At 65.7% G+C, this 20,572-nt stretch carries 14 protein-coding genes; 11 read left to right on the top strand and 3 right to left on the bottom strand.

The features are described from left to right. Positions 1-63 precede the first annotated feature (63 nt). Genes U1E26_12340 through amt form a run of 3 tightly spaced genes read right to left on the bottom strand, consistent with a single transcriptional unit; the run spans position 64 to position 4,009 of the window. Positions 64-2,319, bottom strand: coding sequence for an HD domain-containing protein (locus U1E26_12340; GenBank protein MDZ4170422.1), 2,256 nt, complete (start codon positions 2,317-2,319; stop codon positions 64-66). Positions 2,320-2,334: 15 nt separating this feature from the next. Continuing rightward, on the bottom strand, positions 2,335-2,673 hold the full coding sequence (locus tag U1E26_12335) for a P-II family nitrogen regulator (protein MDZ4170421.1): 339 nt from the start codon (positions 2,671-2,673) through the stop codon (positions 2,335-2,337). A 34-nt stretch (positions 2,674-2,707) separates the two neighbouring features. Further along, positions 2,708-4,009: an ammonium transporter gene (amt, locus tag U1E26_12330; GenBank protein MDZ4170420.1), complete on the bottom strand. Its 1,302-nt coding sequence runs from the start codon at positions 4,007-4,009 to the stop codon at positions 2,708-2,710. A gap of 171 nt (positions 4,010-4,180) precedes the next feature. On the opposite strand from amt, the gene U1E26_12325 reads away from it, so the two are divergent. From U1E26_12325 to U1E26_12275, 11 genes are all read left to right on the top strand, one after another. Then, positions 4,181-4,726 carry a hypothetical protein gene (locus U1E26_12325; protein ID MDZ4170419.1) on the top strand — a complete coding sequence of 182 codons (546 nt, stop codon included), beginning with the start codon at positions 4,181-4,183 and terminating at the stop codon, positions 4,724-4,726. Between the two features lie 140 nt (positions 4,727-4,866). After that, a complete protein-coding gene (gene uvrA / locus U1E26_12320) occupies positions 4,867-7,794 on the top strand; it encodes an excinuclease ABC subunit UvrA (protein ID MDZ4170418.1) in 2,928 nt (975 codons plus the stop codon). 2 nt (positions 7,795-7,796) lie between these two features. Beyond that, positions 7,797-9,011 (top strand): MFS transporter, encoded by a 1,215-nt coding sequence (locus U1E26_12315; GenBank protein ID MDZ4170417.1) that lies wholly within the window; start codon positions 7,797-7,799, stop codon positions 9,009-9,011. A gap of 23 nt (positions 9,012-9,034) precedes the next feature. After that, complete coding sequence (gene uvrC, locus U1E26_12310; GenBank protein ID MDZ4170416.1) at positions 9,035-10,933, top strand: excinuclease ABC subunit UvrC; 1,899 nt, start codon at positions 9,035-9,037, stop codon at positions 10,931-10,933. Positions 10,934-11,053: 120 nt separating this feature from the next. Next, positions 11,054-12,151, top strand: coding sequence for an endolytic transglycosylase MltG (mltG, locus tag U1E26_12305; GenBank protein MDZ4170415.1), 1,098 nt, complete (start codon positions 11,054-11,056; stop codon positions 12,149-12,151). Between the two features lie 124 nt (positions 12,152-12,275). Then, positions 12,276-15,254: a hypothetical protein gene (locus tag U1E26_12300; GenBank protein ID MDZ4170414.1), complete on the top strand. Its 2,979-nt coding sequence runs from the start codon at positions 12,276-12,278 to the stop codon at positions 15,252-15,254. A 65-nt stretch (positions 15,255-15,319) separates the two neighbouring features. Next, entirely contained in the window at positions 15,320-16,237 is a 918-nt protein-coding gene (gene rapZ / locus U1E26_12295; GenBank protein ID MDZ4170413.1) for an RNase adapter RapZ, read from the top strand. After that, on the top strand, positions 16,234-17,196 hold the full coding sequence (locus tag U1E26_12290; GenBank protein MDZ4170412.1) for a gluconeogenesis factor YvcK family protein: 963 nt from the start codon (positions 16,234-16,236) through the stop codon (positions 17,194-17,196). The genes rapZ and U1E26_12290 overlap by 4 nt, the downstream gene beginning before the upstream one ends. Then, positions 17,197-18,144 carry a DNA-binding protein WhiA gene (gene whiA / locus U1E26_12285; GenBank protein ID MDZ4170411.1) on the top strand — a complete coding sequence of 316 codons (948 nt, stop codon included), beginning with the start codon at positions 17,197-17,199 and terminating at the stop codon, positions 18,142-18,144. Positions 18,145-18,256: 112 nt separating this feature from the next. Next, positions 18,257-19,294, top strand: a complete 1,038-nt coding sequence (gene gap, locus U1E26_12280) for a type I glyceraldehyde-3-phosphate dehydrogenase (protein MDZ4170410.1) — start codon at positions 18,257-18,259, stop codon at positions 19,292-19,294. 76 nt (positions 19,295-19,370) lie between these two features. Next, positions 19,371-20,558 carry a phosphoglycerate kinase gene (locus U1E26_12275; protein ID MDZ4170409.1) on the top strand — a complete coding sequence of 396 codons (1,188 nt, stop codon included), beginning with the start codon at positions 19,371-19,373 and terminating at the stop codon, positions 20,556-20,558. Positions 20,559-20,572 lie beyond the last annotated feature (14 nt).

Genomic DNA, 20,572 nt, shown 5'->3' with positions numbered 1-20,572 from the left:
TCCCGTGCTCGCGCGTGTCGGATAAGCACAGTATGCCCGAGGCGCGCGCGATCGACGCACGGATCACAGCGCTGAGCGCAGTCTCATCGACAGGTGTCCCAGTACCCCTGGGTCGTCGACCGGTCCGCCGTCCTCGCCGACGACGTGGAAGGTGTCACGCACCATCCCACCGATCGTCTGTGCTCGTGCCCACCGGATGTCGAGGCCGGTCGCGTACACCGCATCGGCCAAGTCGTGCAGAAGACCCGGTCGGTCAGGCGCCTGGACGGTCACGGTGGTGTCCCATCCGCTCTGCTCTACGGTCACGCGTTGCCCGCCTACCGCCTTGGGCGGGTAGTGGCGTCGCCTCTCGGACAGGCGGGTGACGAGCTCAAGTCGATCCTTCAAGGCGGCATCCAGGAGGCGCTCAAGCGATGAGAACGTCTCAGTCGATACGGGGCGATCGGTCACCGACGTCACAACGAATGAGTCGAGTGCGACGCCCCCCGTGCCGCCATAGGCGTCGACGGAGAGGATGTCGAGCCCCGCAAGCGCCATGGCCCCCGCGATGCGCGCCAGAAGGCGAGGTCGGTCCCGTGCGATGACGGTGACCTGATGGGTTCCGTCCGCCGGTCCGGTAGAGACAGCGATACGCGACTGCTCGGCGCCAGCTTGCGCAGTGAGCCCGGCAACAAGGTGGGCGTCCCGTGCGATCTCCCGCGGCTCGCGGGACGCGAGGTAGCGCAGCGGGGCCGCTTCGACGAACGCGCGCTCAGCGTCCAGAGCGCCGGACATCGCCGTCAGGGCGGCGTCCCTGTGCTCAACCGCATGCGTCATCAGGCCCGCACCGTCGGCGTCGGGGGAGAGCGCCGCGTCTATGCGCGAGACCAGACGTGCGACAAGAGCAGCGGTCCACGGCGACCAGGTCGCTGTGCCCGTGGCTTTCGAATCGGCTGCCGTGAGCAGGTGGAGCGGCGCCACGAGCTCGCGGCGTCCCACGCGAGCAGCGCAGCGCAGTACGGTGTCCTCGTCATCGAGATCCTCGGTGAACGCGGTCTCAGCAAGGGCAAGATGCAGGGCCACGAGCTCGGCGGCTTCGTTGGCAGCCTGTTCGCCCAGTCCCAGCGCGAGGGCAGCGTCGCGCGCCACCGGAGCTCCTCGCACCGCATGCCCCGCGCCGCCATCCACCTTGCCCGCGTCGTGAACGAGGGCTGCGGCTTGCAGCGCGCGCGGGTCCTTGATCGCACCGAGAGAGGCGCTCAGCGCGTGATCGCCTGCTGTCGAGGTGACGCTCGCAGCGGTGGCAAGCGAATGTGCCCCGACGGTCAGACGATGCCCCAGACCGGGGCGGCGCAGCGCCATCAGTGTGGAGAAGCCGGGTACGAGGGGGTCGAGACGACCGGCTTGGGCGGCAAGCTCGAGCGCGGGCAGGGCGTCTTCGCCCTGATGGAGCAGGTCGAAGAGCGCAGGGGGGTGCATCGGCGCCAGATCGAGCGCCGGGTCGGTTGGGTTGCCTGCGACGCGGGCGCGCACCCGAGCAAGCATCAGAGCCGTCGTGCCCAGGGCAGCGTTCACGGCGTCCGCATCGTCTCGCATCGACTCGGCGATCTCGAAAGCGAACCAGTCCCCCGAGCCAAAGCGGTGGCCGAGCCAGCGCGCGACAGCGACCGTGTCGGCGGCTGCCGACAGCGCGCGGTACTCGTCGGGCGTCATCATGCCGTTTCCGACGAGGGCGCTCGGATCATGCTGCACGGTGCCTTCGAGCAACGCAGCCGTCCACGTCATCTCATCGAAGTCCCGCCTTCCGCCCGCGCCATCCTTCAGGTCCGGCTCGAGCAGATAGGGCGAGCCGGGACGGGTTCTCGTGCGGAGTGCGTCAAGAATCCGGTCCCGGTGTCTGCGTGCATCTGACGTGCACTGGGTGAGCCCGGCGTGCGCCCACGGTTGGTTCCCCGCGATGACGCGTGCAGTCAGACCGGCGGTGCAGGACTTGATATCCGCACGCATGCCCTTGAGCTGCTCTCGGGGAGAGCGCACCTGGTGACCCACCTTCAGGCCGGCATCCCACAGCGGGTAGAGGACCGCCTCGACGAAGGGCTTGATCTTCTTCTCGGGAGCGTCCGACATGACGAGGATGTCGAGGTCGCTGTGGGGCATCAGGGCACCCGAGCCCCATCCGCCGACTGCTACGACGGCCCATCTGGTGTCGAGGCGCGATGAAGCCGTACGGGCGAGATCCCGTACGGCTTCATCGGTCAAATCACTCAGCTGTCTCGCTGCGACGTTCCCCGGCTCAGCTGAGGCGATGAGCTCGTCGCGCTCCGAGACGAACCGCTTCATCTTTGAGGTCCCGTCCTACAGCGCTTCCGGTCCGCGCTCGCCGGTGCGGATACGCACAGCCGCATCGACGTCGATCGTGAAGATCTTCCCATCGCCGATCTTCTCGGTGCGAGCAGCCACGAGGATGGCCTGCTCGGCCGCGCTCGCGATGTCGTCATCGACAACGATCTCGATCTTGACCTTCGGCACGAAGTTGACGGTGTACTCGGCGCCACGATACACCTCGGTGTGGCCCTTCTGGCGCCCGTACCCGCGAACGTCGGTGACGGTCATGCCCGCGATACCGAGCGCGTTAAGTGCCTCCTTGACCTCGTCGAGCTTGTGCGGCTTGATGACCGCTTCGATCTTCTTCACGTCAGTTGCCTCCTTTTGGGCATCCTTGGTCGCACTAGGCGACGTTTTCCGTCACGACGAAGTCGGGATACGCACGGTTGCCGTGCTCGCCGATGTCCAGACCTTCACGTTCTTCTTCCTCGCTCACGCGAACACCAATCGTCGCGCGAATGGCGAGCCAGACTGCCAGCGAGATGGCGAAGACGAAGGCGCCGACCGCCAGCACACCGATCGCCTGCGCGCCGAGCAGCTCGAGCCCGCCGCCGAAGAACAGGCCGTTGCCGGTCGAGGCGCCGGTGATGCCGTCCTGGGCGAACAGGCCCACTGCCAACGTTCCGAAGATGCCGCCGAGGCCGTGAACGGCCAGCGCGCCCACCGGGTCGTCGAGCTTGAACTTGTCGAACATGAGAACGCCATACACGACCATACCACCGGCGATCGCGCCGATGATGAGTGAGCTGACCGTTCCGACGAACGCGCAGCCCGCGGTGATGCCCACGAGGCCGGCGAGCGCACCATTGATGGTCATGCCGATGTCCGGCTTGCCGAGCACGATCCAGGCGACGGCGGTGGCGGCAAGGGCGCCGGCAGCGGCAGCGAGGGTGGTCGTGACGATGATGTGCGAGATCGCGTCCGGGGCCGCAGCCATCGTCGAGCCCGGGTTGAAGCCGAACCAGCCGAACCACAGGATGAGGGCGCCGGTCATCGCTGAGGTCATGTTATGGCCCGGGAGGGCGTTGACCTTACCGTCCTTCGAGTACTTACCGATACGCGGGCCCAGGACGATGACGCCTGCCAAGGCCGCCCACGCGCCGACCGAGTGAACGACCGTCGATCCGGCGAAGTCCCAGAAGCCCAGCGAGGCGAGCCAGCCGCCGCCCCAGATCCAGTGACCGACGATCGGGTAGACGAACGCGACGAGGATGAACGAGAACACGATGAACGAACTGTACTTGATGCGCTCGGCCACCGCTCCTGAGACGATCGTGGCGGCGGTACCCGCGAACACCAGCTGGAAGAAGAACTTCGCCATCAGCGGCACGCCGGTCCAGCTCAGCGCTGAGTAGACGCCCTGGTAGGCGTCACCGGTCGCAGGACTGTTATCCGCGCCGCCCAGCGCGAACAGCCCCTGCAGACCCATGAAGGGGTTGCCGTCTCCGTACATCAGCCCGTAGCCGATCACGAAGAACGCGATCGTCGACACCGCGAAGACAACGAAGTTCTTCGAGATGATGTTGACGGTGTTCTTCGCTCGAGCGAAACCTGACTCGACGAGCGCGAATCCCAGGTTCATGAAGAACACCAGCATTCCGGCGATGAGCACCCAGACGGTGTCTAGGGCGACCTGCATTTCCATGAGTACCTCCTTGTTCCGATGAAAGATGAGGCCCCGAGATGCACCTCCACGAACAGCGTGGGAGCAAGTTGTTTCGTGGGCGTTTCGGGGAGGGGTCGTTCTGGTGAAAGCTCGGCGGCGTATCATTGCGCCACGCACACACAAGGTGACCATCGTGGAGAGGGAGTCAACATGAGCATGCGCAGGATGAGGACCGCGGTGCTGGTCGTGGCAGCGACGGCGCTGGCTTTGTCGACCACCGGCTGTCAGCGGTTGCAGGAGAGGGTCGCCGAAGAGGCGACCGAGGCCGCCGTAGAGAAGGCCACGGGCGGCAAGGCGGAGATCGAGGACGGCAGTGTCTCCATTGAGACTGAGGACGGCACGAAGCTTGAGGCAGGCACCAACAGGGTTCCGGATGATTTCCCGGACAACGTCCCTGTCGATGATGACATCAAGGTCGTGGCAAGCGCCTCGGCGCCTGACGGCAATCGGGGCACGGGGTACACGCTGTCTTACCTCACCAAGATCGACACGGCCAAGGCGATTGCCAAGTTCAAGGCGGGGCTTGTCAAAGAGAAGTGGAAGATCATGATGGAGAACGAGACCGAGGGTACCGCGTACCTGTCGGCCGAAACGAATGACCAGCAGATGAGCGCGACGATCGCGCCTGCGGGAGAGGATGCTGAGGACGGGTACAAGACACTCATCTCCATCGTGGCCGTGCCACGCATGGAGTAGCTCGCCGTCCGTCCCGTCTGGCCGACCTCGCGCATGAATCGATGACGCGTTGTGGCACCTGACCCCCGGAGCCCCCTGCGGGCCCGGGGGTCTATACTGGAGAATCGGCCGCACCCCAAGCGATGAACCAGGAGCGATTCGTGTCACTCGACCGCATCTCGATTCGTGGAGCTCGTGAACACAACCTCAAGGGCTTCGATCTCGACATTCCGCGCGACAAGCTTGTCGTCATCACCGGACTCTCCGGCTCCGGCAAGTCATCGCTGGCTTTTGACACCATCTACGCGGAAGGGCAACGACGCTACGTGGAGTCGCTCTCCGCGTACGCCCGCCAGTTCCTCGGGCAGATGAACAAGCCGGATGTCGACCACATCGAAGGGCTCTCGCCTGCGGTCTCGATCGACCAGAAGACCACGAGCAAGAACCCGCGCTCAACCGTGGGCACGGTGACCGAGATATACGACTACCTTCGCCTGCTGTTCGCGCGGATCGGGATTCCGCACTGTCCGGTATGCGGCAGGCCCATCGAGCGGCAGACGGCCGACCAGATCGTCGACCGCATCCTCGAGCTGCCCGCGGCCACCAAGTTCATGGTGCTTGCGCCCGTCGTCAAGGGCCGCAAGGGCGAGTACGGCAAACTGCTGGATGACCTGAAGCGCGAGGGCTTCACGCGGGTGCGCGTGGACCGTGAGATTCGCGGACTTGACGAGGAGATCCACCTCGACAAGAAGTTCAAGCACGACATCGATGTGGTCATCGACCGGCTGGTCATCAAGGACGACATGCGCACGCGGCTGGCCGATAGCGTCGAGACGGCGCTCAGGCTCGCCGAGGGAACGGTCGTCGTGGCGCTCGTCGATGGGGACGAGACCGCGTACTCCCAGGCGTTGGCCTGTCCGGTACACGGCATCTCGATGGATGAGCTCGCGCCGCGTGACTTCTCCTTCAACGGCCCCTATGGCGCCTGTCCGGACTGCAACGGTCTGGGCAGTCGGCTCGAGGCCGATCCGCAGCTGGTTGTCCCCGACGGGTCTCGCACGCTCGAAGAGGGCGCCATCAAGTTCTTCTTCAGCGGGATGCAGAACTACTATCCTGCGCTGGTTCGCGCCGCGGTCAAGCACCTCGGTTCGGACATGGACACGCCATGGAAGGACCTGCCTCGCGATGTGCAAGACGGGCTGCTGAACGGATTGGGCGACGCGCGCATCAAGGTCGAGTACGTCACGCGCGACGGGCGGGAGACGCACTGGTACTCCCGGTACGAAGGCGCCTTGAACGCGGTGATGCGCCGCTACGAGGAGACCGAGTCCGACGCAAGCCGGGACAAGCTCGAGGAGTACATGGCGGTGATTCCCTGCAAGACGTGCGGGGGCGCACGACTCAAGCCATCGATCCTGGCCGTCACCGTGGGCGGGCTCAACATCCACGACGTCACGATCATGGCTGCTCAGGACTCGCTTGCCTTCTTCGAAGCACTCGAACTGTCGGCACGCGACGAACAGATCGCCCGGCGGGTGGTCAAGGAGGTCGTCGAGCGGCTGCGGTTTCTCGTGGACGTGGGCCTCGACTATCTGACACTCGAACGTGGCACCGCATCGCTGTCCGGGGGCGAGGCGCAGCGCATCCGGCTTGCCACGCAGATCGGCGCGGGCCTCATGGGCGTGCTCTACATCCTCGACGAGCCGTCTATCGGTCTACACCAGCGCGACAACGCACGTCTCATCGCGACGATGGAGCGCCTGCGCGAGTTGGGCAACACGGTCATCGTCGTCGAGCACGACGAGGAGACCATCAGGGCAGCGGATTTCGTCATTGACATGGGGCCGGGGGCCGGAGAGCACGGCGGCGAGATCGTGTGCGTCGGTCCTCCGGCTGCGATTCTGGCGTGCGGTGAGTCATTGACCGCGGCGTACCTCTCCGGGCGGCGAGAGATCTCCGTTCCGGCCGAGCGGCGGCGGCCGGGTCGCGGAGCGGTACGCCTCACCGGTGCGACCGAGCACAACCTGAAGGACATCGACGTCGAGATCGAGATCGGCGCGCTCACGGTTGTCACCGGTGTGAGCGGTTCGGGGAAGTCGTCACTGATAGCCGACACGCTTGCCCCGGCGCTGGCCAACCGTGTCTACCGCACCCGCAAGCGTACCGGTGCGCATCGCGCTATCACGGGCCTCGAAGCTGTCGACAAGGTGATCGACATCGATCAGAGCCCCATCGGTCGTACGCCGCGCTCGAACCCCGCCACGTACACCGGCGTCTGGGATGACGTCCGAGCGCTCTTCGCCTCGACACCCGAGGCCAAGCTGCGCGGTTACTCGCAGGGGCGCTTCAGCTTCAACGTGGCCGGTGGTCGCTGTGACGCGTGCAAAGGCGACGGTCAGATCAAGATCGAGATGCACTTCCTCCCCGACGTCTACGTGCCCTGCGAGGTCTGCAAGGGCGCGCGCTACAACCGGGAGACCCTTCAGGTCACGTATCGCGGCAAGACGGTCACCGACATTCTCGATATGACCGTCGAGGAGGCGCTGCACTTCTTCGAGAACATCCCGCCCATCAGGCGCAAGCTGCAGACGCTCTACGACGTCGGACTGGGCTACATCCGTATGGGCCAGGCTGCCACGACCCTGTCCGGCGGGGAGGCGCAGCGCGTCAAGCTTGCAAGCGAGCTCCAGAAGCGATCGACGGGGCGCACGTTCTACATCCTCGACGAGCCCACGACCGGTCTTCACTTCGATGACGTGAGGCAGCTGCTCATCGTGTTGCAGCGTCTTGTCGACGGGGGCAACACCGTGCTCGTGATCGAGCACAACCTCGACATCATCAAGTGCGCTGACCGCATCATCGACCTTGGCCCCGAGGGGGGGCATCGCGGCGGAGAGATCGTCGTGGTGGGAACGCCCGAGCAGGTCGCCGCCCACCCGGCCAGTCACACCGGCAGGTTCTTGGCGCCGGTACTGGCGGGCAGGGGAGCGACGGCGGCTCCGGAGTTGGGCGAGGGCCACGGAATCAGCGGCGAGAAGCTGGCCGGGGTTTCAAAGAGCCCCGGTGGTCGCCCGAAGAAGACCGGCTAGACGTGGAGCGCCGCAGGTTCATCACGATATTCCTCGTCGTGTTCATGAATGTGTTCGGCTTCGGGATGATCTTGCCCCTGTTGCCGTACTATGCGGCCGAGTTCAACGCGGCCAACTGGACCATCGGCATGCTGGCGTCGTCGTACGCTCTGGCGAGCATCATCAGCAGCCCGCTGCTGGGCCGACTCTCCGACCGCTATGGCCGTCGTCCGCTCATGCTCGTGAGTATCGTGGGCACGATCGCGGGCTTTGTGGTCATCGGCGCCGCCAACGCGCTGTGGATGCTGTTTCTGGGGCGCATACTCGACGGCCTGACCGCGGGAAACATCACGGTGGCCCAGTCCTACATCGCCGACATCACTGACGACAAGAGCCGCGCCCGTGGTCTTGGGATCACCGGTGCAGCGTTCGGACTCGGATTCATCGTGGGACCTTCGGCGGGCGGGCTGCTGTCCGCGTGGGGCTACGGAACGGCTGCGTTCGTCGCTGCCGGGGTGTCTGTGCTCAACCTGATACTTGTTGCGGTGTGGCTGCCCGAGTCCCTCTCAGAGGAGCGCAAGGCGGTCTTGGCTGCTCAGCCCCGCGGTGGCGTGACGCTGTCAAGGCTCCTCGTTGCGCTCCGGCGTCCGCGGTTCGGTCCGGCACTCGTACTGCGCGCCGTGTTCTGGTTCGCGTTCGCCATCTTTCAGACCACCTTCTCGCTGTGGGCGCGGGACTCACTGGGTGCCTCTGCGCGCACGACAGGCCTGATACTCGGATACGTGGGCGTGCTTTCCTTGCTCGTCCAGCTGGTTGTCATCGGACCCCTGACCAAGCGGTTCGCTGAGGGCTCGATCGTCGTCGTGAGCTTGGCGGTCGCTGCAGTGTCACTGATGATCTGGGGCTTCACGCCCACGGTGGCGCTGGTGTTCGTGTCCCTCACGCCGCTGGGCATCGCGGTCGCCCTACAGAACACCACGGCATCGAGTCTGCTCTCGAAGTCGGTCAAGCCATGGGAGATCGGCGGGGCATTCGGTCTGTCCAACAGCCTCACCAGCGTGGGCAGCGTCGTGGCGCCGCTGCTGGGCACGACCTTGCTCACCTTCTCGGGATGGGCGCCCGGCCTTACTGCCGGCCTTATCGCCTTGGCGCTCGTGCCCTACGCGTACGCGATGTTCATGCGGGATGGGCCGACGGCTGACGTGGCGACAGCCCGTCCCGCGACCACCGGCCGGTAGGGCGCGGTATCATCGTGCGCATCATGACCTCGCCCACCATCCGACAGCAGGTCGAGAGCGTCCCCGACACCCCGGGCGTCTACCTGTGGAAGGACGATGCGGGCGCGGTGCTGTACGTGGGCAAGGCGAAGTCCCTGCGCAAACGCATGCGCCAGTACACGAGCGGCCAAGACGAGCGCGAGAAGATCCCGCTCATGATGGAGCAGGTGGCCAGCTACGACTACGTGGTGACGACGAACGAAGTCGAATCACTCATCCTCGAGAAGAACCTGATTCGCCAGTTCAATCCGCCGTACAACGTCGATTATCGAGACGACAAGAGCTACCCGTTCATCGCGCTCACGCTGGACGATCCGTACCCGGCCATCAAGTTCACGCGCGAGAAGCACAAACCGGGCACGCGCTACTTCGGCCCCTACACCGACTCGCGCGCTGCTCGCGAGACGATAGACACGGTGCGCCGGGTGGTCCCCATCTGCCGGGCTACCTGCGCCGAGTGGAAGCGGGTCACGTCTAAGGGTGGCGCTCCCATCGGGCGTGCCTGCTTCGACCACCACGTCGGACTGGGCCCAGGCCCCTGCGTCGGCGCCGTCTCGCACGAGGAGTACGCGGCCAACGTCGAGCGCGTGGTGCGATTTCTCGCCGGGAAACATGACGACCTTGAGGTGGAGCTGGAGCGGTTGATGGGCAATGCCGCGTCCCACCTCGATTACGAGGCCGCCGCGCGCCATCGCAACCGGCTTCAAGCCGTGCGTTCTTTGCGCGAACGGCAGACGGTCGTGAGCTCCCGGCCCCTCGATATGGATGTCATCGGGTTCTTTCGGGAGGAGACCGTGGCCGGCGTACACGTCTTCGTCGTGCGTCACGGGCGAGTCTTGTACGGCAACGAGTTCGTGCTCGACAAGGGGCTCGATGTGCCGATGACAGAGCTCGTCGCCGGCTTCCTGCTCCGCTACTACAGCGAAGTCACCGACATCCCGCGCGAGCTGGTGCTTCCCGAGTTACCCGAGGCGGCAGATGCGGTCGCGGAGTGGCTGTCGGAGACCCGCGGCGCACGGGTTCGGCTCACGGTCCCCCAGCGTGGCGAGAAGCACGACCTCCTCGCATTGGGCGAGCGCAACGCACAGCACACGCTCATGCGATTCAAGGTCCGCACGCGCTACGACGAGGAGCGTCTCAACGCCGCATTGCTGCAGCTGGAAAGCGCGCTGGCGCTTCCGGCGCCGCCTTTGAGAATCGAGGCGTACGACGTCTCGACGTTGCACGGGACTCATTCGGTCGCCTCGATGGTCGTCTTCGCCAACGGGCGTTCTGACTCGAAGAGCTATCGCCGCTTCAAGGTGCGGCTGGACACGGGCGAGGCCAACGACGTCGCCATGATGTCTGAGGTCTTGAAGCGGCGGTTCGCACCCGAGCGGATGGCTGACGGGCGCTTCGGCAGTCGGCCCGGTCTGGTGATCGTCGACGGAGGCAAGCCGCAACTGAGCGCCGCATCGGCGGCGCTGGCGTCACTCGGCCTGAGCGACATCCCGCTTGTGGGGCTCGCCAAGCGCGAGGAGGAGGTCTTCGTGACGTGGGCGGGGGAACCTGTCGTGCTCCCGTCCGGCTCGCCGTCACTGTTTCTCGTGAAGCGCATCCGCGACGAGGCTCACCGCTTCGCCATCGAGTACCACCGCTCGCTGCGCGGCAAGGCGATGACGGCAAGCGTGCTCGACGACGTTGAAGGTGTAGGTCCGAAGCGCAAGAAGGCGCTGCTGCGATATTTCGGTAGCGTCAAGAAGCTGCGCGAGGCCACGGTGGATGAGATCGCGGCGGTCCCCGGCGTGCCGCGTGACGTCGCCGAGGAGATCTTCGCGGTGGTGCAACAGGGGGCACCGACGCCGCGTCAGACGGCAGAGCCGCCCGCTGGAAGCGGCGCGTGAGGCGTCGCCGGAAGCCACTCAGAGTGTCGCGATGTATACGCATCGGTGGCGCTCGGCATGGCCGTCGCTAGACTATGGTCTTGAGCGTGATCGATACGACACGTAGGGAGCTCGGGGAGCATGGCTCGCACTTCGGCCGGCGCAGACATGACTGATGAGTCGCCGCGCACGCGCGTCGGCGCTCGGCAGCGCGCACCGAGACGTCCGCTGCGCATCGCAGCTTCGCTGCTGGTGGCGCTACTCGTGCTCGCGAGCGTCGCAGGAGGCGTAGCCTGGGCAGCGCTCTATCAGCCGGACCATGACATCGAGCCGGGGAGCGCTGTCGAGGTCGTGATCCCCAAGGGTGCGAGCACCGCTTCCATAGCCGAGATCCTGTCGCAGGCCGGCGTCATCCCGAATGCCCTCATGTTCCGGCTCGCCGCACGGGAGTCGTCGGCCGACGGCATACTCAAGGCGGGTGAGTACGCGCTTACCACCGGCATGGGCAACGAGGAGGTCATCTCGGTGCTCGCCAAGGGTCCCGAGATCGTCACCTACCGTGTCGTCATCCCTGAGGGCTTCACCGCTCGGCAGATCGCCGCGCGTTTCGCTGACAAGACCGGTGTCAGCAAGGACGAGCTCACCGAGCTGATGACGAAGGGCGCGCCGCGTTTTGCCGATGAGCATCCTTACGTGAAAGGCGCGTACAAGGACTCACTCGAGGGATATCTCTTTCCGGCGACGTACGAGATACGGGAAGGCACGTCAGCCGAGGGCATCGTCAACAAGATGCTCAATGCGTTCGATGCCAACATCGAGCAAGTCGACATGGCGTATGCGGAATCCAAGAACCTGACGGTCGCCGATGTGGTCAGCATCGCGTCGATCATTGAGCGCGAGGCGAGTATCGCCAAGGAGCGTCCACTGGTCGCTTCGGTCATCTACAACCGGCTGAAGCAGAAGATGCGGCTGCAACTGTGCGCGACTGTCCTCTACGAGCTGCCCGGCAAGAAGTCGCTCACGTACGAGGACCTGAAGCTTGACAGTCCCTACAACACCTACCTGTGCAGCGGCCTGCCGCCCGGCCCCATCGCCAACCCCGGGCTTGCATCGCTGAAGGCGGCAGCGCATCCTCCGAAGACGCAGTACCTGTACTACGTGCTGACGGGCAAGGACGGCTCCCAGACGTTCACGGAGACCTACGACGAGTTCCTGAAGGCGAAGAGAGGCGCGCCGTAGGTGCGTCTCCGGAGGGCGCCTGATCGTCCTTCGGCGTCGGGGCGGTTGTGAGACAATTGGTGTTCAGGACGTGGGGGCTTCCGCGCACCGCGGGCGACCGGTCGAGGAGCACGAGGAGGGGCGCGTGTCCGATCTCGAGCACGCTGCCGAACGCGCCGAACTTGAGCGCATCGACTTCCTCTTGAACGAACTCGCCCGTGCAGTCGAAAGGGGCGAGGTCCATCGCGCTTCCTACGACCTCATGGCGCCGCGCTATCTGGAGCGCCGAGCAGAGATCGTCGCGGCCCTGACGGGTGTTCCGCGTGTCGCGCGGGGAGCGCCGGTCTCAGGCGATACTCCGGGTGTGGCGGGCATGAAGGCGACCGGGACGCTCCATCCCGTGGCCACCCGCACCAAGCCTGCCCCGAAGCCGGTCGACTGGACCACGGTTCTGCTGTTCTTAGGCGCTTTCCTCGTGATCGTGGCGTCGGCGATCTTCTCAGTCGCGGCGTGGGGGCTGCTCGATACCGCCGCGAAGTTCGGATTCATGGCGGCGCTCACCGTGGGTTTCTACGTCGCCGGGTGGTGGGCCAGAACCCGGTTGAAGCTCGTGGTCGGCTCGACCGCCCTGACCGTCGTCGCCTCGGCGATGCTCTTGCTCGACGGATGGATTCTCATCGACGGCTACGATCTGTCGGGCCCGTGGCCGTGGGCCGTGCTCCTCCTCATCTGTTCGGTCGCGTATTGGTACACCGAGGCACGCATCGCGTCGCGATTCTTCGGCGTGATCGGGGCAGCGGCGCAGATCGCATGGTGGTGGTTGCTCGGTGCAGGGCTCGGGCTCCCCGAGCCGGCTCGGCTCGCGGGCTTGGCCGTCGTTGCGCTCCTCTGGCAGGTCGCGGCCGAACGGGGCAAGGGTCGTGCGGCCGTCGGCTCGCTGGCCACGGTCCTGCGGTGGGCGGCGCCGATCCTGTCCGCCGGTGCCGGAGTCGGGCTCCTCGTCGACCTTGCCTTGGTGGGCACGGCCGATGCGCTGACGGTGGCATCGGCGGCGGTCGTTTCGGCCGCCGGCGGGGTCGTGCTGTGGCGGGCTCTGCAAGGCCAAAGGGTTGCGGGATCGATCGCGGCCACCGCGATTCAGCTACCCCTGTTCGTTTCGTGTGTCGCCGCGGCGGATTCGGGGCATGCGTGGTGGATAGTCGCCGTGCTCGCACTTGCCGCGGTCGCCAACGACCTGCTCGGCCTGAGCGGCAAGGGGATCGCGTTCTCGATCGTCGGCTTGGTCGCCGAGGCCGCGGCCGTGCTCGAGGCCTGCCTGGTGCTTGAGGCGAGTCCGACTACGACGATAGTGGTGATGGCCGGTCTGGCGGCTCTGTGGTCGTTGGCTGCGAGGCTCCTTTCCGACCAGGAAGGGCAGACTCCAGCTCTCCGGGGGGCGACGGACACCGCGACCAGTTGTGATGTCGCGGCGTTCGTTCTACTCGTACTGGCCTCGGCGGCTCTACCCGTAGTGACTCTGTCCCTACCGGTGCCGTGGTTCGATATCTCACGCACCGAGGTTCTGGCCTACGTCGGCGTGCTGGCAGCATGGTGGGCCTCCGTTACCATCAGACCCTCGGCGGTCAGTGCCTTCGCGGGAGCGGTATTCTCGTTCGCAGCGCTTGCGGCGGTGGAGACGTGGTCATGGCCGACGCCGTCGGCCGCGCTGTTCGCGCTACCGCTCGTGGGGCTTGCGGGCGTGTGGCTCGCGTCGGGGCGGGTGCTTGAGCCGCGCTATGGCGTGGTGTGGGGCGTCGTCACCCGGGTAAGCGCGCGGGCCGCCCTTGCCGTCCTCGTGCTGGTGCCGGCGGTGCTTCCCGCGCACGAGCCGCAGCGGGTAGGGCCGTGGGGCGGCCCGTGGGATCCGGTTGTGCTGGCGGCCCTGGCTGCGGCCATTCTCTTGGCCGATGGCATCATGTCTCGAAGTCGCGCTTCTGCCGTTATGGCCGGCCCGGTTGCGGTGTTCGGGGGCTGGCTTGTCGGCCCGGCCGTCGTCGCTGGTTCGGGGGTCACGGTCGACCACTCGTTCGGGTCGCTGATCGCGGCCTCGGTCGGAGTCGCCCTGGCGGGTGGAGCATTCGCCGTGCGTCGCAGTCGTGCCGGATCGGTGGGGGCATGGATCGCCGTGTCGGCCACGGTTGCTGCGAGCGCGGCGGTCCTCCTGATGCTTGCCGACGGTGAAAGCGGTCGCGTCTTGGCCCTGTCGGCGCTGCTGGTAGCGGGTGCATGGTGCTTCTCGGGGGCGCTCTCCACCCAGTGGCTGACAGGTGGAGCCGGCGGTGCACTGATCGTCGGATCGATGGCACTGACGACGACCGCGTCTGAGTGGAGTGTCGTCGCGGCGTTCGGGGTGCTCGGGCTGGCGCTCGTCGGGCTGTCGTTCGTGCGCGGCTTCGGGCGGACGGGTCGCCTCGCGCATGTGGGCGCAGCTCAAGCAGTTGCCGGTGTGGGTGCCCTGGGCGTGGCGGTGATGATGCTTGAATCGGGAACGCATCCCCACGCGGTTGCGGTGTTGCTGCTTGCCGTAGGCGGCCTTACGGCGAGTGTGGCCCGCCGGTTCGAGCCCGGCTACTACGCGGCGGGATTCACGTTCGTCGTGGCGATCTGGCTCGAGACATCGATCGTGGGGGACTTCCGTGCCCCTGCCGCCCTGTACGCCCTTCCGCTTGCCGCATATCTCATGGCCAGTGGCTACCTCTACGTTCGGCTGAAGGCGGGGCGCGCGTTTCCGGATGCGCTCGATGCGGCTGCGGTCCTCGTAGGCGTGGGATACCCCCTCGTGATCGCGCTCCAGTCCGCTCCGGACCGAGCCTTGGCGGACTCGCTCGCTGCTGTCGTCATGGCACTGATCGCCCTAGGCGCGGGCATCGGTCTCAAGGTGCGCTGGTACCTGTTCGGTGGAGCTGCGGGGCTTGCGTCGATAGCGTTGTACCGGTCGTTCTCCGCTATCGCCGAATACTGGTGGCTCGTACTCGGCCTCATCGGCATCGCGATGCTCGTCATCGCGCTGACCTGGCAGAGGCAGCGCATCGTAGTCACTGAGGCGCGGGAGTCACTGCGACGCAGCTTCGAGGGATGGCGCTAGCCGTCGACGTCAGTGGGCGCGGGTATACTGACCGCACCGGCCATGCGCTGTCTCAAGGAGACCTGATGTGCGCCAAACGAGAATCTGAAGACCCGGAACCCTCGGCTGCCCCCGAGTTCGTAGTCATCACGGGTATGTCCGGGGCGGGACGCTCCGAGGCGATGCACACGTTCGAGGACCTCGGCTACTTCTGCATCGACAACCTGCCGCCCTCGTTCGTGCCGCAGCTGACCGATCTCGCCGCGCTTCCCGGAAGCAGAATCCACCGTCTCGCCGTCGTATCTGACGTTCGCGCTGCGGAGTTCTTCGACGAACTGGCCGGCGAACTCGATGCCCTGCACGACCGGGGGGTCGCACATCGTGTTCTGTTCCTCGAGGCCGACGATGCCACCCTGGTGAATCGATTCAAGGAAACGCGCAGGTTGCACCCGCTGTGCAGCGAGGCTTCGGGGCTTGCCGACGCCATCGCCGACGAACGCGAGGCGCTCGAGCCGATACGTGAGCGGGCCGATGTCGTGATTGACACGACCGGCTTGCGCCCCGCCGAACTGCGGCGACGTATTCGGGGGGAGTTCATCACCGAGCCGCTCGCTCACTCGCTGTCGGTGAGCGTGGCTTCGTTCGGCTTCAAGTACGGTTCGCCCACTGACGCCGATATCGTGATGGACGTTCGGTTCTTGCCCAATCCCTTCTACAACGCTGATCTCAGGCACCTGACCGGTCTCGATGAGCCGGTGAGGCAGTTCGTTCTGGGTCGGCCGGAGACCGCGGACTTCCTGCAGGCGTGGTTCACGCTGCTCGACCGGGTCATGCCGGGCTACCTTGCCGAAGGCAAGTCACACCTCGGGGTCGCCCTGGGGTGCACCGGCGGGCAGCACCGCTCCGTGGCACTTGCCGAGGCCACAGCCGCGCACCTGCGCAAGGGCGGATACCGCGTCACCGTGTCGCATCGGGATATCCCGCGCGAGCCGGAGGATCAGTGAGCGTCGGCACCGGCCGCGCGGCGGTCGCTATCGGTGGGGGCACCGGTCTGCCGCAGGTCCTGCGCAGCCTGGTCGATCTGGACTTCGCGACAAGCGCCATCGTCACCATGGCCGATGACGGAGGTTCGTCGGGTGTCTTGCGCCGTCAGCTGGGCATCCTTCCCCCGGGCGACGTGCGCAACTGTCTCGCTGCTCTGGCAAGCGACGAGGACTCCGCGATGGCGCGCGTGTTCCAGTATCGCTTCCCCGAGGGTGAGGGACTCGCCGGACACTCCCTGGGCAACCTGATCCTCGCAGCCCTGACCGACATAACCGGTGACTTCGCTGAGGCCGTGGTGGTGGCCAGCGGGTATCTGCACGCACGGGGGACGGTCTTGCCGTCCACGCTCCTGAACGTGGAACTCCACGGCATCGATCGCGCGGGGGTCGAGATCTCCGGCCAGGCGCTGCTCGCCGCGAACCCGACGGCTGTCGATCGGGTGTTTCTCGAGCCCGCCTCCCCGCCCGCGTATCCGCCGGCACTCGAGGCGATAGAAGATGCGGACGTAGTGGTGGTGGGTCCCGGGTCGCTCTACACCTCGGTGATTCCGAACCTGCTGGTTGCCGGCATCGCGGATGCCCTTCGTAGTTCGCACGCGCACCGGGCATACATCTGCAACGTTGCGAACCTTCGCGGCGAGACGAGCGGGCTTGACGCAGCCGATCACGTCGAGGCGCTGATGGCGCACGGGCTTGCGGGCGCGATCGATACCGTCATCGTCCATGCGGGTGCATGCGCCCCCGATGTGGTGTGCGATTATGACTACGATGTCGAGCCTGTCGTCGCAGGCTCGCGTCAAGTCGAGCGCATCGAGGCATTGGGGGTGCGCGCAGTCATGGCGGACCTGGCCGACCCGGGCGATCCGGCACGGCACGCGCGCGACGCACTCGCGCGCGTTCTTGAGGAGGTGCTTGCGTAAGTGTCGTTCACCGCAGAGGTGAAAGACGAACTCTCTCGCGTCGAGCCGCGTCGCTCGTGCTGCAGCAAGGCGCAGCTGGCGGCGCTGGTCCGTGTCGAGGGTACGCTGCATTTCTCCGGCTCTGAGCGCTATCGGCTCGAAGTCGCGACCGAAACCGCGCCGGTCGCGCGCAACGCCATCAAGTTGCTGCATGGGGTCTACGGCCTGAAGACCGAGCTCACCGTTCGCCGTAGCGTCCTGCACAAGACCAACAACTATCTGATCACGGTTCCCACGCAGCCCAAGCTGACGGCGGCTCTGGCCGACTTGGGAATCTTGGGCGAGCACGGGTTGTCCCAGGGCGTGGATCCTGCGCTCGTCAAGCGTGACTGCTGCGCGATCGCCTACCTCAGGGGAGCGTTTCTGGGCGGCGGGTTCGTGGCCGACCCCCACGGCGACTTCCATTTCGAACTCACCGCCGAATCCGAGGCCTTCGCGGAGGACCTCGTCACGCTGATGGCACGCTTCGACATCGAAGCCCGTGTGGCGAAACGCCGGGGTCTGTTCGCCGTGTATCTGAAGGGCGCGGAGCCCATCGTGACGTTCCTGGCGCTTGTCGGTGCGCACCGTGCGCTTCTGCGCACCGAGGATGTGCGCATCGTCAAGTCCATGCGCAACGACGTGAACCGACTCGTCAACGCCGAGATCGCCAATCAGGCGAAGACCACGGAGGCGGCACTTGGTCAGATCGAGGCAATTCGCGTTCTGGCTGCGACGCGTGGTCTGACGAGCTTGCCGCCGGCCTTGGCTGAGCTGGCCGAGCTGCGCCTCGCACACCCCGAGGTGTCCTTGCGAGAGCTCGGCGAGCTGGCGGAGCCGCCGCTGTCGAAATCGGCGGTATATCATAGGGTGCGTCGCATCGAGGAGCTTGCCGAAGAGCTCCAAGCGGGTCACGAAAGCGGCGACTGAGGTTTCGAGGGGTACGCCGCTGGGGCCACGGGTGCTCCGCGTGAAGTGAATGGGTATGCATTCAGGGCGGCCGCAACGGTGCGGTCGCGGGGATCACTAGGAGGAATCACACGTGACGATCAAAGTCGGTATCAACGGGTTCGGGCGCATCGGGCGTCTGGTGTTTCGTGCCATGGAGAACGATCCGGCAGTCGAGGTTGTAGCGGTCAACGACCTCACCGATGCCAAGACCCTCGCACATCTGCTCAAGTACGACTCGGTCCACGGCCGTTTCGACCACGACGTCGAAGTCGTCGATGACGGCTTCGTCGTTCACTCGAAGAACGCGATCGGCGAGTTGCTGGGACTCAAGCGGTCGGTCAGAGTCCTCGCCGACCGTGACCCGGCCAACCTTCCCTGGGGTGATCTGGGTGTAGACCTCGTCGTAGAATCGACCGGCTTCTTCACTGACGCCACCAAGGCCAAGGCGCACATCGACGCGGGTGCGAAGCGGATTATCATCTCGGCACCCGCCAGCAACGAGGACATCACGATCGTCATGGGCGTGAACGACGACGAGTACGATCCGGGGAAGCATTTCATCGTCTCCAACGCGTCGTGCACCACCAACTGCCTTGCGCCGTTCGCCAAAGTGCTGCGCGACACATTCGGCTTGAAGGCCGGCTTCATGAACACCATCCACAGCTACACGAACGACCAGAACATCCTCGATCTGCCCCACAAGGATCTGCGCCGCGCGCGTGCCGCCGCCATGTCCATGATCCCGACGTCGACCGGTGCCGCCAAGGCCATCGGTCTCGTGCTTCCTGACATGAAGGGCAAGCTCGACGGCATGTCGGTGCGGGTCCCCACGCCGGATGGCTCGGTCGTCGACCTCGTGTGCCAGCTTGAGCGTCCTGCGACCAAGGAGTCCATCAACGCGGCCATGAAGGCTGCAGCCGAGGGGCCGATGAAGGGCTATCTCGAGTACTGCGAGGACCCGATCGTCTCGATCGATGTGGTGGGCAACCCTGCTTCATCGGTCTTCGACTCGGGCCAGACGATGGTCATGGGAGGCGAAGGCACGTTCGTGAAGTGCCTGTCGTGGTATGACAACGAGTGGGGTTACAGCAATCGCGTGAAGGACCTCGCGAAGCTGATGATGGGCTAGACGATCAGTTGACGCGCTGAGCATCGGGGCCCCCACCGGGGCCCCGATTCGACTGGCTGACTCGTTCGGAGGTCGTATGTTCTCGAAGAAGACCATCAAGGATGTCGACGTCAGGGGCAAGCGCGTCCTCGTACGCGTGGACTTCAACGTGCCGCTCTCAGAGGGGGCGGTCACCGACGACACCCGCGTGCGTGCGGCGCTCCCGACCATTCGCTACCTGATAGACCACGGCGCGCGCGTGGTGCTGATGAGCCATCTTGGTCGACCGAGCGGCGCTCCGGACCCGCAGTATTCGCTCAAGCCGGTTCGCCGGGTGCTCCAGAGGTTGATCGGGCGCAACGTCGCCTTCTCGCCGGATGCAGTGGGGCCGGAGGCGCAGGACGCTGTCGGCCGCATGATCGACGGTGAGATCCTCATGCTCGAGAACGTGCGCTTCTACTCCGGAGAGAAGAGCAACGACCCCGACTTCGCGGGCCAGCTCGCGTCCCTCGCAGATCTCTACGTGAACGATGCGTTCGGCGCAGCGCATCGCGCACACGCATCGACCGCAGGGGTGGCTGCGCATCTGCCGGCGTACGCCGGCCTGCTTCTCGCCCGTGAGATCGAGACACTGACCGACATGCTTGCCGAGCCCCAGCGACCCTTCGTCGCGATCCTGGGTGGCAGCAAGGTCTCGGACAAGTTCGGTGTGATCGAGCGGCTCATCGACTGCGTCGACGCGCTTCTCATCGGTGGAGGCATGGCGTTCACCTTCCTTGCGGCCAAGGGGCTCGAAGTCGGCGACTCGATCGTCGAGACGGACTGGATCGAGCCGGCCAAGGAGATGCTTGCCAAAGCCGCGGAGAAGCGCGTGGATCTCGTTTTGCCGACCGACTTCGTCGTCGCGGCCGAGATCGCTGAGGACGCGGAGACACGCATCGTCGGTCGCGAAGAGATTCCTGTCGGTATGAAGGGCCTCGACATCGGGCCCAGCTCGGTAGAGCTGTTCAAGGGCGAGGTGGCCGCAGCCAAGACCATCTTCTGGAACGGACCGATGGGCGTGTTTGAGTTGACGCCGTTCGAGACCGGCACAAGGGAGGTCGCGATCGCCGTCGGGCGCAACAACCGCGCCGCCTCCATCATCGGCGGCGGCGATTCGGTGGCCGCTTTGAAGAAGTTCGGGCTCGAGGACCGGGTGACGTTCGTATCCACGGGCGGCGGTGCGAGCATGAAGCTGCTTGAGGGTGCTTCGTTGCCAGGGCTTGAGGCACTGCTTGACGCGTGATCCGAGCACGACTC

The sequence above is a fragment of the Coriobacteriia bacterium genome (assembly GCA_034370385.1).
Classification (GTDB): domain Bacteria; phylum Actinomycetota; class Coriobacteriia; order Anaerosomatales; family PHET01; genus JAXMKZ01.
This window is presented reverse-complemented; position numbering and strand designations above follow the sequence as displayed.

What these genes read in the sequence shown, in the direction of transcription:
- rapZ (MDZ4170413.1), top strand. Translation starts at nt 15,320, where the DNA reads ATGTGCGCCAAACGAGAATCTGAAGACCCGGAACCCTCGGCTGCCCCC.
- mltG (MDZ4170415.1), top strand. Translation starts at nt 11,054, where the DNA reads ATGGCTCGCACTTCGGCCGGCGCAGACATGACTGATGAGTCGCCGCGC.
- U1E26_12325 (MDZ4170419.1), top strand. Translation starts at nt 4,181, where the DNA reads ATGAGCATGCGCAGGATGAGGACCGCGGTGCTGGTCGTGGCAGCGACG.
- uvrC (MDZ4170416.1), top strand. Translation starts at nt 9,035, where the DNA reads ATGACCTCGCCCACCATCCGACAGCAGGTCGAGAGCGTCCCCGACACC.
- amt (MDZ4170420.1), bottom strand. Translation starts at nt 4,009, where the DNA reads ATGGAAATGCAGGTCGCCCTAGACACCGTCTGGGTGCTCATCGCCGGA.
- U1E26_12340 (MDZ4170422.1), bottom strand. Translation starts at nt 2,319, where the DNA reads ATGAAGCGGTTCGTCTCGGAGCGCGACGAGCTCATCGCCTCAGCTGAG.
- U1E26_12275 (MDZ4170409.1), top strand. Translation starts at nt 19,371, where the DNA reads ATGTTCTCGAAGAAGACCATCAAGGATGTCGACGTCAGGGGCAAGCGC.